Here is a 13,235-nt window from a genome sequence, read left to right on the forward strand (position 1 = left end):
CATTTGGCAAGAATCAATTCAAAACAAATGAAAGTCAAGTATTTAACTAGTAAAAATCTCTGGGTGAGTCTTATGTTGATTGCTGAAATCTCCCAAGTTTTGGCGCAAGTTCGCGGTAAGGTGAGTGATGTACAGGACAATCCGATTCCTTTTGCCAATGTGGTGTTGTATCAGGCTTCCGATACCACGTTGGTCACTGGTGCCATTACGGATGATGAGGGTTATTTTTCCTTGGATTCCAGTGGATTAGGTCTATTTCGGGTGCGGGTTACCTATCTCGGTTTTGCCGATCACTATACCGAACCCTTCACTCTGGATGCTGGTTCCCCATCATGGCAATTGGGGACGTTGGTATTGACGGAAAATGTGAATGAACTGGATGAGGTGGTGTTGCAAGCGCGAAGGGATTGGGTGCAACGCACCCCGGAAGGTCAGGTAATCAACGTGCAGAGCAGTGTGATGACCAAGGGGAGCAATGCCCTTCAACTGTTGGAACGGTTGCCTGGGGTGATTTTGGATCGGCGGGACGATCAGTTTTCCCTGAACGGACAAAGTGGTGTTACCGTATTGTTCAATGGTCGTAGGGTATCGATGTCCATGGAAGATGTCATGGCCTTGTTGGAGAGCACCTTGGCGGACAACATCGAAAAGGTGGAACTTATTACGTCTCCTTCGGCCAAATACGATGCGGATGGGGGAGCAGGCATCATCAATATTGTGTTCAAAAAGGGGATGAACGAGGGTAGTCAATGGAACTACAGTGCCAGTTTGGGGTATGGCTATTGGGAAAAGGCGAGTACCTCATTGGGGTATTCCTTCGGAACGGAAAAAATGCACTTGAATGCCAGTTATTCCCTGTTCCATGACCATAGCAAAAATGGGTTTGAAGGGTCGGGAACGAGTTTTCAACCTATTCTCGGCGCTCCCAGTCAAGCCATTTTTTCCACCTATTTCAACAATAACAATACTGCCCATAATGTGAATTTGGGAATGGGATATGATATTTCACCAAAGGTGGAACTAGGAGGGGAACTTACCTTGAATTTTTCCAAGAACCGCTCTGTTTCCAATGTGAACAACCAACGGATCATTGAGGGGCAGGATTATTTTAGGTCACACTTGGTTTCCGAAGGAACCGCTACAAAGACGAATGTGATTTCTTCCCTGTATTTGACTAACAACCTAACCGACCATTCCAGTTTTGGGGTGGATTTGAGTTATCTCAATTATACTAATGACAGCCCTGCCACCACAAAGAGCGAATATTTTGATATAAATGATGAGCCCTATGACCCGGAAAACGAAATTTTCACGGATGGCAATCGAGGTTTTAGCGAGTCCACCATCCAATTGGGAGTGCTCAAATTGGATTACAACCATACCTTCAATGATAAAGTGGAAGGCGAGTTTGGGTTTAAGGGAAGCTATTCCGACAATACCAACGATAGCAAGATTGAAACCTTGGTGGAGGATGAATGGATCGTGGATTCCCGTTCCCAAAGCCTCATCGAGAGTGATGAAACACTGTGGGCACTGTATTCGCAGTTTCATGTACAGCTCCATGAAAAAGCGAAGGTCGACCTTGGTTTGCGTTATGAGGATTGGAGGCGAACCTTGTCCACTTCAGAAGAGGATTTTGCCATTCGTCAATTCTTTCCGTCTATTTCTTATCAATACCAACTTTCCGAAAACAAACAACTCAACCTCAATTACCATCGCCGGATCAGCAGGCCAACCTATTCCGATTTGGTGACGAGCCTGTACTACAACGACCCCACAGCCATTTTCACCGGAAATCCCATGTTGCGGCCGGGCATCACAAATACCCTTCAACTCGAATATGTGAAAAATGGGTTTTCCATGGGACTGTCGCTTCAAAAGGAAATAGATCCCATCATCCGGTATCAACTGACGTCCACACCCCAGAATGATATTTTGGTGATTTCCCCTCAAAATGCGGATGAGCAAAAAAGCATCGGTGTCTTTTTGAACGTTCCTGTGCAATGGGCACCTTGGGCCAGACTCAATGTTTCATCCACTTCGGCCATTCGCGATTATAAGATTTCGTACAGCCCCAATCCAGCAGCAAAGACCTATTTCTACCAGAGCCTCAACTTTAACCAAAGCATCAAATTACCCTGGCAAATGGATGTGGAATTATCGGGTTGGTACAATTTTGACCACTATAATGGCACCAATTCCACGGAAGGGTTCGGGGTGATGAACTTTGGGGTTTCCAAACAGTTCAAGAACGATTGGGGAACCTTGCAGTTCAGTGTTTCGGATGTGTTCCGGAGTTTGGATATCCATACCCATATCAGTGGGATGACCCCTATTGTTTTTGATATTGACACACGGTCGCGGTATCGGGATGAATCAGCCTTTACCCGAATCTTTCGGTTGACCTATTCCAGAAGTTTTGGGGGCAATGCCAACAAAAAATCGCGTAACCTGGAAAAAGAGGAATTCAATCGGGTGAACTAGGAAGTGGCCTTCTTCTTTTTGCTCAACAATCGTTTGATCTCGTTGAGTTTCATCAAGGCCTCCACAGGGGTAAGCGTGTCGATATCCAAATGCAGGATTTCTTCCTTGATTTCTTCCAAGAGGGGGTCGTCCAAGTTGAAAAAACTCAGTTGCATTTCGTTTTGGGAAGCTTGGAGTTTATCCGAGATTTCTTCACTGGAATGTGATTTTTCCAGTTTTTTCAAAATTTTGTTCGCTTTTTGGATGACCTGTTGGGGCATGCCCGCCATCTTGGCCACATGGATCCCGAAGCTGTGCTCACTTCCCCCGGGCACCAATTTCCGAAGAAAAAGCACGTTGTCCTCCAGTTCCTTTACCGAAACATTGTAGTTCTTGATACGGGTAAAGGTGGTGGTCATCTCGTTCAGTTCGTGGTAGTGGGTTGCAAAAAGCGTTTTGGCCCTGGCCGGATGTTCGTGCAGATATTCTGAAATGGCCCAAGCAATGGAAATGCCATCATAGGTGCTGGTACCACGGCCAATTTCATCCAACAATACCAAGCTGCGTTCCGACAAGTTGTTCAAGATCGAGGCGGTTTCGTTCATCTCCACCATAAAGGTCGATTCGCCCATGGAAATATTATCGCTGGCCCCCACTCGGGTAAAAATTTTGTCGACTACCCCGATTTTGGCTTCAGAAGCAGGTACAAAACTCCCCATTTGGGCCAAGAGCACGATCAAGGCCGTTTGCCGCAATAAGGCCGATTTACCACTCATGTTGGGTCCGGTGATCATGATGATCTGTTGGTCTTCTCGGTTCAACAGCACATCATTGGTTACATACAATTCGCCCAAGGGCAACTGCTTTTCAATGACGGGATGCCTGCCTTCCGTGATGTCCAGTTCGGTAGACTCATCCATGACCGGTTGCACATAATTATTTTCGTTGGCGAGCTGTGCAAATCCGCAAAGGCAGTCCAGTTGCGCGATCAAATGGGCATTTTGTTGTACTGGGGTGATGAATTCCTGCATCCATACCAACAGACGTTCAAACAATTGTTGCTCCAAGTGCAGGATACGCTCTTCGGCCCCCAAGATCTTGGCTTCGTATTCCTTGAGTTCCTCGGTGATATAACGTTCGGCGTTCACCAAGGTCTGTTTGCGGATCCAACTTTCAGGAACCTTATCCTTATGGGTGTTGCGCACCTCAATATAGTAACCGAACACGTTGTTGGAATCGATTTTGAGGGAAGTAATCCCGGTCAGTTCCGTTTCGCGCTCCAACATTTTGTCCAGATAGTCCTTTCCGGAGAAGGCTAGGTTGCGCAACTCGTCCAATTCCTCCGAATAACCTGTGGCTATGGTGTTGCCTTTGGCAATGTTTACGGGGGCCTCCTCGTTCAAGACCTCTTTGATCTTGGCGCGAAGGGCCTCACAGGCATCCAAGCGTTCCCCAATGTTTTGTAGGGAAAGGTTGCTGCTGTCCTGTGCCGCTAATTTTATGGGCACGATGGCTTCCAGCGAATTTTTAAGTTGGATGACTTCCTTGGGATTGATCTTTCCTGTCGCCAATTTGGAAATGAGACGTTCCAGATCGCCCATTTGCTTGATCCAATGTTGCATCTTTTCCAATTGTCCGTCATGTTCCTTCAAATGGGCCACCACTTGATGGCGCTGCTGGATTTTCTCCAGATTTTTCAAAGGAAGGGCCAACCAGCGTTTCAACAAACGTCCACCCATGGGCGATAATGTATTGTCGATGATGTCCAATAAGGTCACCGCATTTTGGTGGGGCGAGTGGTACAGTTCTAGGTTTCTGATGGTGAACCGGTCCATCCACACATATTCCTCCTCGGCAATGCGTTGGATCTGGTTGATGTGCTGTAAGCGGCTATGCTGTGTTTCCGATAGGTAATGCAATATGGCTCCCGAGGCAATAACGCCATGGTTCAGATGGTCTATGCCAAAACCCTTAAGGGTTTTGGTGCCAAAATGGTTGTTCAGGCTTTCTTGGGCGTAATCTTCCTGAAAGATCCAATCTTCCGTAAAAAAACTATGGTATTGGTTGCCGAAGTATTCCGCAAATTCCTTTTTATGGTTTTTGGAGACCAGTACCTCGTTGGGGGCAAAGTTTTGAAGGAGTTTGTCCACCTGTTCCACGGAACCTTCGGAGGTCAAAAATTCCCCCGTGGAAATGTCCAAAAAGGAGATGCCCAGTTTGTTTCTTCCGAAATGAACGGCACATAAAAAGTTATTGCTCTTGGCGGTAAGGATGTCGTCATTAAGGGCCACACCGGGGGTCACTAACTCTGTTACCCCGCGTTTTACGATGCTCTTGGTCATCTTGGGGTCTTCCAACTGGTCACAAATAGCCACCCGTTGCCCGGCCTTTACGAGCTTCGGCAAATAGGTGTTGAGGGAATGGTGCGGAAATCCGGCCAGTTCCGTTTTATCGCCACCATTGTTCCTGTGGGTCAGGATAATGCCCAGAATTTTGGCGGCCTTGATGGCATCGTCACCAAACGTTTCATAAAAGTCGCCCACACGGAAAAGCAACAATGCATCAGGATGTTTGGTCTTGATGGCATTGTACTGTTGCATCAACGGGGTTACCTTCTTTGTCTTATTGGCTGCCAAAGCGATTATATTCTTTTATTTTTGCCCCAAAATTGGGTGGAAGACGAATATATCGTTTTCATCAGCTTCCCAAAATTTTTGTTGATATTTTGCCGCCAATGGTTAAAAAAATGAATCGAAAACTGGAAAATAGCGAATTGGAACGACTGGATGTGGCCAGTTTTAAGGAAGCGGAAAAAACGGCCATCATCTTGGTTTTGGATAACATCCGAAGTTTGAACAATATTGGTTCGGTCTTTAGGACGGCCGATGCCTTTTTGGTACAAAAGATCTACCTCTGCGGCATTACGGCCACCCCTCCCCACAAAGATATCCGTAAAACGGCCCTCGGTGCTACCGAGAGTGTGGATTGGGAATACCGAAAGGATACGTTGGAACTTGTGAAGGAAATGAAACAAGTGGGGATAAAGACTATTTCGGTGGAGCAGGCGGAGAATGCCATCATGTTGAATGCATTTCAAGCTGATCCCAAAACAACTGTGGCATTGATCTTTGGCAACGAGGTCAAGGGGGTTTCCCAAGAAGTGGTGTCCGCCAGTGACGCGGTCTTGGAAATTCCGCAGTTAGGGACCAAACATTCCCTGAACATTTCGGTCAGTGCAGGGATTGTGGTGTGGGATATCTGGTCCAAACTCCATGCCCAAAAATGAAAAAAGCCCTGAAGAATCAGGGCCCGATATAAAGTTTGAGTTAGTTAGTTCCGTATTAAGAGGGCTCTAAGAAAATAAAACCAATCGTTATATCCAAACATTTTCTAAAAATTCTCCTAAAATTGGGATGAAAGGATATTATCATCGAGCATCTCCAAAATGGACTCATAATCGGTCGGATTGTTCACAAAATCCAGTTCGCCCATATCGATGATAAGACTGTTCTGTTCTGGATGGTCCTTGATGAAATCCAAGTAGCCCCGATTGATTTTTTCCAAATAATCTGGGTCCATGTTCTGCTCATAGTCCCTGCCCCTTTTTTTGATGTTGGCCAGTAACCGTTCCGTGTTTTGGTAGAGGTATAGGTAAATTTCAGGCTTTTTTACCTCTTTGTACATGAAGTTGAACAGCTTACGGTACAAGTTGAATTCCTCCTGCTGTAGGGTGATCCTAGCAAAGATGAGCGATTTGAAGATGTCATAATCACTCACCATAAAATTCTTGAACAGGTCAAACTGCGAGGTGTCGTCCATGAACTGTTGGTAACGGTCCGCCAAAAAGGACATTTCCAAAGGAAATGCGTAACGGGATTTATCCTGGTAAAACTTGGGCAGAAAAGGGTTGTCGGCAAAGCGTTCCAGTACCAATTTGGCATTGAAATCCTCGGCGATCATCTTGGAAAGCGTGGTCTTGCCCGCTCCAATATTGCCCTCAATGGCGATGAACTGCAGTTGGGAATACAGTCCCGAACGGTCCTTGAACAGTCTGTATTTTGTTTTGCTAAGCTTGCTACGGTCCTTGCATTCCTGCAATAGGTTTCGGGTGTCCTTCTGGAACACGGGATGGTAAAATTGCGGGGCAATGTCCGCCAATGGTTTCAACACAAAGTTCCGATGCTGCATCTGCGGGTGGGGCACTACCAGGCGATCAGTTTTAACGACTTCGGCGCCGTAATAAACAATGTCAATGTCCAAGGTCCGAGATCCATACGCTTTCGCCTCCGAACGCACACGGCCAAAATCCCGTTCGATCTGCATGAGGGTATCGAGCAGTTCTTCCGGCGAAAGCGGGGTCAGTAAGGAAATACAGATGTTCAAAAAATCGTCCCCCTCAAAACCTACGGCCGGATTTTCATACACCGATGAAATGTCCAAGATGGATCCTGCCTGTTGATGGATGCGAAAAACAGCTTTTTGGAGAGTTGCTCGGCGATTGCCCAAATTGCTTCCCAGCGAAAGATATACCTTTTGTTTTCTGACCATAATCGAAGAAACAAAGTAAACAAAACAATACAACAATGGTTATATTTGGGACAGATTAAATTTTGATTGGATGAACTTTTTGAGAAACCTATTGGCTTCCATTTTGGGAAGCCTGATGGCCTTTGCGATAATCATGGGGATGTTCTTCATTTTTTTGATGTTGATGGGCAGTGCGGATGATGGAGTGGTGGTGAAGAAGAACACGGTTCTGGAGCTTGGTTTTATGGTCCCAGTGCTGGATTATACGGGCAAGGATGAAACCGACCCTTTTGCTGCGCTGTGGGGCGGTGAGATAGGCATGGACGAGATCTTGCACACCATAGAAGTGGCAAAAACAGATGATCATATCGAGGGAATCAGCATCACCACCAGTTTTTTGCAAGCGGGCATTGCACAGACCAGGGAGATCCGGGAGGCTTTGCTCGATTTCAAATCCTCGGGCAAGTTCGTGCTCGCCCATTCCGACATCTATTCCCAGAAGGATTACTATTTGGCCAGTGTGGCCGATGAGGTGTACATGAACCCCGTAGGCATTCTTGATTTTAAGGGACTTGCCACAGAAGTACTGTATTACAAGGACCTTCAGGAAAAATCGGGGATAAAAATGGAGGTCATTCGCCATGGGAAGTACAAAAGCGCGGTGGAACCCTTTTTGTCCAATACCATGAGTGACGAGAACCGTACACAGATCAAGGAATTGATCACTTCCATTTGGGATGTCATTGTGGACGACATTTCGGCCTCCAGAAAGATGACCGCTGCGGACCTGAACGCCGTAGCCGATACCTTGGGCGGAAGGACACCCAGTCTGGCCGTAGCCTCGGGACTATTGGATGGGGTGTTGCATTTTGACGAGTACGAAGACCTACTTAGGGAAAAAATGGGGGTGAAGAAGGGTGAAGAGATCAACTACATCAAGTTTATGGACTATGCCCAATCGGCAAGCAAGAAAAACATAGTGACAGGGACCGACAAGATAGCCGTGATCTATGCCCAAGGGGAGATATTCTACGGAGAGGGCGGAAAAGACTACATCGGTCAGGGACTGATTGTGGACGCCCTGCAGAAAGCGGTGGAGAACGAAAGTGTGAAAGCCATCGTGTTCCGTGTGGATTCCCCTGGGGGCAGTGCCCTGGTCTCCGATATCATTTGGAGGGAGATGCAACTGGCCAAAAAAGAGAAACCTCTGGTCGTTTCCTTTGGAAACGTGGCGGCATCGGGGGGATACTATATTGGTGTGGGCGGCGACAAGATCTTTGCCGAACCTACGACCATTACCGGGTCCATCGGGGTGTTCGGGACCATTCCCAACATCAATGAACTGGCCAAGAATGTGGGCATCAATGCCGAGCAGGTGGGCACCAACCAAAATTCGGTGGACTATTCGCTGTTTGAGCCCATGGACGACTCTTTCCGTAACGTGGTCCAGGAAAGTATCGAGGAAACGTATAACATCTTCTTGGAACGTGTGGCCCAAGGCCGTAACATGAGCATTGCCCAAGTGGACTCACTCGCACAGGGAAGGGTCTGGAGTGGGGTGGATGCCAAGGCGAACGGCTTGGTGGACGAACTGGGCAATTTGGACGATGCCATAGCGGCCGCGGCCGAAATGGCAGGATTGGATGCCTATGGGATCCGAAAATATCCAAAATACAAGTCAGGCTTTGAACAATTCATGGAAAATATGGGCGGGGTAAAGACCAAGATAGGGGAGTCCATTATCCAGGAAGAGATTGGAACGGAAGCCTACCAAATCTTGAAGGAGTTCAAGGAGTTGGGCAAACAAGAGGGCATCCAAGCCAAGATGCCGTTCCGTCTGAACATTAAATAAGCATGACGCAAAAGGACAAAAAAGCGGCATTTTCCATTTATCTGTACCTTGGGGCACTTTTCATCACCTCCTTGGTGGTGTCCAATCTCATTTTTCAAAAATTTTTCCATTGGGCCCCGTTTGGCGATGTCACTGTTTTTGGAGCACCCCTTTTTGAGCTTTCGGTAGGGATCTTGCCCTATCCCATCACTTTTTTGATCACCGACCTGATCTCCGAGATCTATGGAAAGAAAAAGGCCAACCAAGTGGTGACGGCGGGCATCTTTGCCTCTTTTTTTTCCATGGGCATTATTTTGTTGGCCATCTATTCCACGGCCATTCCCGCTTCCCCCATAGATGATGCTACCTTCAGTAAGGTTTTTGGGTTGTCCCCCCTGGGCGTATTGGCCTCCATGTTGGCCTATCTGGCGGCGCAGTACATCGATATCAGCATTTATCACTTCTGGAAAAGGGTAACACAGGGCAAAATGCTGTGGCTCAGGAACAATTTTTCCACCTTCTCATCGCAATTGATAGATACGGTCACCGTGGTGGGGCTTTTGTGCCTATTTGGCGTTTTGCCTTGGGACAAATTCTATGGTCTTGTCATCAGCGGAGTGCTTTTTAAGATCATTATAGCACTTTTGGACACCCCTTTGCTCTATCTTTTCGTATATCTTATGCGTAAAAGATTTAACTTAAAAATAGGGGAAGAAATTTCTTTAGATTGAGGACTTCTCCTTTAATTTGTTGTAAAACATCTTGGTATGAAGAAAAAAGTCCTGAAAATTACCGTTATAACCCTACTTGTACTCATCGCCCTTATTGTGGCCATTCCTTTGTTCCTTCAAGGAAAGATCGAACAGATCATCAAGGATAAGGTCAACAACAGCATCAATGCCACTTTGGATTTTGAGGATGCGAGCTTGAGCCTTCTCAAGAGCTTCCCCAATGCCAATGTGCAGCTCACCAACATTTCGCTGGTAAACAAGGCCCCGTTTGAGGGCGATACCCTGTTTTCTTCGGGGGATATAGAGCTTACCATGTCCATCAAAGAACTCTTCAAGTCTGCCGATGACCCCATCGTTATCCAAAAATTCAATGTGGATCGGGCCAAATTGAACATCAAAGTGGACGAGAACGAAAATGCCAATTACGACATTGCCAAGGAAGATGAAAGTGCACCTTCCGAAGCCACCGAGGAATCTGGGGACAACTTCAGCCTGAACATGGATTCCTATAGCATCACCAATTCCGAGATTGTGTACCATGACCTTTCCAGTGGAATGCGTTTGGCCATTTCTGAGATGAACCATTCCGGCACCGGAGATCTATCCCTCGAAAAATCCCAATTGAAGACCATGACAGATGCCTTGGTCTCCTTCGAGATGGACAGCACCCTGTATCTGAACAAGAACAAGATCAATCTGGATGCCTTGATCGATATTGACCTGGCAGAGAGCAAATATTCCTTTTTGGAGAACAAGGCGTTGGTGAACCAATTGCCCTTGGTGTTCGATGGCTTTGTAAAGGTCAATGAGAACAACCAAGAGGTGGACATCACCTTCAAGACGCTATCATCTGATTTCAAGAATTTCCTTGCCGTGATTCCTGAGGCCTACTCCAAGAACATCGAGACCGTGCAGACCACGGGCAATTTTGAGGTGAACGGACAGTTCAAGGGCATTGTGGACGACGAACACATCCCTACGTTCAAGATTGCGATCAATTCGGACAATGCGTCCTTCAAATATCCCGATCTGCCCAAAGCCGTACGCAATGTGTTTATCGATACCGAGATTAACAACGAAACGGGGATCACCGAAGATACCTATGTGGATATCAACAGGCTGTCCTTTACCATTGACGAGGACAAGTTCAACATGAATGCCAAGATCAGGGAGCTCATGGGCAACACCAAAGTGGATGCCCACATGGACGGACGGATCAATTTGGCCAACATTTCACAGGCCTATCCCGTTCCCGATGATTATAATCTGAAAGGAATCTTGAATGCAGATGTGACCACCAGTTTTGATATGGAGTCCTTGGAGAAAAAGCAGTACCAGAACACCAAGATGAGCGGCAACATGCAGCTCACTGGATTTGAATATGCTTCCGAGGAACTGAAGAACCCTGTGGCCATTAGCAATGCTGCCATGACCTTTAATCCCCAAACAGTTGCCCTAAACTCTTTTGAGGGCAAAACGGGAAGCACCGATTTCAATGCTTCGGGAACCCTGACCAATTTGTTGGGCTTTATGTTCAACGATGAAAAAGTGGAGGGGAACTTTAAACTGAGCTCCAACCAGTTTGCCCTGAACGATTTTATGATGGAAGAAACGGCCGAAGTGGAAACCACCACAGATGAAAAGGAAAGTACGACTGTACCCACAGGAGAGGAACGCATCAAGATACCGTCTTTTTTGGACTGTACCGTGGAGGCTGCGGCCAATACCGTATTATATGACAACCTGAAACTGAAGAACGTGAAGGGAACCTTGGTGATCAAGGATGAAACGGCTACGGTGCAGAACCTTACCTCTGATCTTTTTGGGGGTACATTGGGCTTATCGGGTTCTGTTTCTACCAAAGAGGCCAACTCTACATTTGATGTGGACCTGGGCATGAGCAATTTCAACATAGGGGAATCCTTTGCTGGATTGGACCTGTTCAAAGTGTTGACGCCCTTGGCCAGTGCCATTCAGGGAAAACTTAATTCCGACATCAAAATCTCGGGGAACCTGAAGGATGACTTTACCCCCAATTTGGCGACCATATCCGGAAACCTTTTGGCCGAACTGTTGTCACCAAAGGTGGATGCCCAAAAGGCGCCATTGGTCTCTGCTTTGGACAGTAAGCTCAATTTTTTGAACACCAAGGAAATCAATCTGGATGGACTAAAAACGGCCCTGAGCTTTGACAACGGCACCGTAAGCGTGAAACCGTTCACGTTGAAATACAAGGACATTGCCATCAATGTGGCAGGTAGCCATAGTTTTGAAAAACAACTGGAATACAAGGCCACTTTGGACGTTCCGGCCAAATACTTGGGTGCGGAAGTCAACAAACTCATCGCCCAAATGAATGATGATAGCTTGGGAGAAGTCACCGTTCCTGTTACCGCAAATATCGGGGGGAACTTCACCAATCCGACCGTGAGCACGGATTTGACCTCTGGGGTCAAGACCTTGACCACAAAACTGGTGGAGATCCAAAAACAAAAATTGGTGAATCAAGGCAAGGACAAGGCGAAGGACCTGCTGTCCGATGTGTTCAAAAAGAACGAGGGCGATACCACTTCCACCAAATCTTCCGGGGTGAAAGAAACGTTGGGGAACCTGCTAGGCGGTGACAAGAAGACCACCACTACCGATACGACCAAGACCACGGCCAAGGAAGATGAAGTGAAGAACGCAGCGAAATCCGTGTTGGGCGGATTGCTGGGCAAGAAGAAGAAAGATACCGTGAACTAAAATTATAAGGGCCTGTCTAAAAAGTGTCATTGTGAATGAAATGAAGAATCTTTTTGAAATTCAACTATTTGGTAATTAAACAATAAAGATTTTTCGACTGTCCCTTCGACTGCGCTCAGGGTGACAGATCAAAATGACAATTTGATCACTTTTTAGACAGACCCTTTTTTATTCCTCGATTTCGCCCTCGATAGTGGCCAAAATCTCATCCATGCTCTGCATCAATGGGGCGTAGTGCATGGTTTCCGTAGTGATGCTGGTGAGGATGAACATCAACAGATTGTTCTCAAATTCGGTGGATTGCAATAGGGCGAGGTTGCTCAGTTGTTCCGTGGCAATGGGAAGTCCCAAATCACTGGAAACCCCTGTGAGGTCATAAATGGTCTTGATGCTGTTTTCGTTCGTTCGGAACATGTTGATGATCTGGTCCCTCTCATGGTCCAGCATAGCTTCTTGTTTGGAAATATCATCCAAATTGGAAATCCAGTTGGTGAGCAAAACCCGAAGTTGTGGGTTGGACAGGTCCTTCAAGCTGCCCGAATTGATCATTTCTTCCAATAGCGAATTGTTGGGGTTATAGGAAATATCAAAAGCAAAGGCATTGTAGAGTAGGTTGGCCAGTTCCGCTTCATTGGGAAGGCCGTTTGGGTCCTGCATGAAACCAATGATGGTCTTGGAATCCTCATAACTCTTTTTGTTGACAGAAATAAGGGTCTTGAGTTTGTTTTGGCTTGTTTCGAATTCCTTTTTCAGACCGATGAGATAGACCTGTTCCTTCTTGTGCTTGATGCTGTCCTCGTTGGCATTGTCAATGGCCAATGCGATAAGAATGCCGATTACCACCAACACGATTTCACCAATGGCATAGAGCACATAGTTGCCGACCTTTTTTTCTGCGATCAGTCCCCTTCGGATTTTTCTAAAAAACTTGAGCATGC

Annotated in this window: 8 protein-coding genes; 5 read left to right on the forward strand and 3 right to left on the reverse strand. The window is 46.6% G+C overall.

Annotation, left to right across the window (positions count from 1 at the left end):
* Nucleotides 1-72: 72 nt before the first annotated feature.
* Nucleotides 73-2,484 carry an outer membrane beta-barrel family protein gene (locus D2V93_RS12080; protein ID WP_182849989.1) on the forward strand — a complete coding sequence of 804 codons (2,412 nt, stop codon included), beginning with the start codon at nucleotides 73-75 and terminating at the stop codon, nucleotides 2,482-2,484.
* Here D2V93_RS12080 and mutS read toward each other — a convergent pair.
* A complete protein-coding gene (mutS, locus tag D2V93_RS12085) occupies nucleotides 2,481-5,063 on the reverse strand; it encodes a DNA mismatch repair protein MutS (protein WP_119619753.1) in 2,583 nt (860 codons plus the stop codon). The genes D2V93_RS12080 and mutS overlap by 4 nt on opposite strands.
* A 146-nt stretch (nucleotides 5,064-5,209) precedes the next feature.
* Here mutS and D2V93_RS12090 point away from each other — a divergent pair, with 146 nt between their 5' ends.
* Nucleotides 5,210-5,749, forward strand: coding sequence for an RNA methyltransferase (locus D2V93_RS12090; protein WP_119619687.1), 540 nt, complete (start codon nucleotides 5,210-5,212; stop codon nucleotides 5,747-5,749).
* A 116-nt stretch (nucleotides 5,750-5,865) separates the two neighbouring features.
* Here D2V93_RS12090 and folK read toward each other — a convergent pair whose 3' ends face one another.
* A complete protein-coding gene (gene folK, locus D2V93_RS12095; RefSeq protein WP_119619688.1) occupies nucleotides 5,866-7,011 on the reverse strand; it encodes a 2-amino-4-hydroxy-6-hydroxymethyldihydropteridine diphosphokinase in 1,146 nt (381 codons plus the stop codon).
* 70 nt (nucleotides 7,012-7,081) lie between these two features.
* Between folK and sppA the strand changes: the two genes are divergently transcribed.
* Genes sppA through D2V93_RS12110 form a run of 3 tightly spaced genes read left to right on the forward strand, consistent with a single transcriptional unit; the run spans nucleotide 7,082 to nucleotide 12,297 of the window.
* Nucleotides 7,082-8,842 (forward strand): signal peptide peptidase SppA, encoded by a 1,761-nt coding sequence (sppA, locus tag D2V93_RS12100; protein WP_119619689.1) that lies wholly within the window; start codon nucleotides 7,082-7,084, stop codon nucleotides 8,840-8,842.
* A 2-nt stretch (nucleotides 8,843-8,844) separates the two neighbouring features.
* Nucleotides 8,845-9,552 (forward strand): queuosine precursor transporter, encoded by a 708-nt coding sequence (locus D2V93_RS12105; protein ID WP_119619690.1) that lies wholly within the window; start codon nucleotides 8,845-8,847, stop codon nucleotides 9,550-9,552.
* A 36-nt stretch (nucleotides 9,553-9,588) separates the two neighbouring features.
* Nucleotides 9,589-12,297: an AsmA-like C-terminal region-containing protein gene (locus tag D2V93_RS12110; protein WP_119619691.1), complete on the forward strand. Its 2,709-nt coding sequence runs from the start codon at nucleotides 9,589-9,591 to the stop codon at nucleotides 12,295-12,297.
* Between the two features lie 168 nt (nucleotides 12,298-12,465).
* Here D2V93_RS12110 and D2V93_RS12115 read toward each other — a convergent pair whose 3' ends face one another.
* Nucleotides 12,466-13,233 carry a DUF6090 family protein gene (locus D2V93_RS12115; protein ID WP_119619692.1) on the reverse strand — a complete coding sequence of 256 codons (768 nt, stop codon included), beginning with the start codon at nucleotides 13,231-13,233 and terminating at the stop codon, nucleotides 12,466-12,468.
* Between the last annotated feature and the right edge of the window lie 2 nt (nucleotides 13,234-13,235).

The organism is Flagellimonas taeanensis (assembly GCF_003584105.1).
Classification (GTDB): Bacteria; Bacteroidota; Bacteroidia; order Flavobacteriales; family Flavobacteriaceae; genus Flagellimonas; species Flagellimonas taeanensis.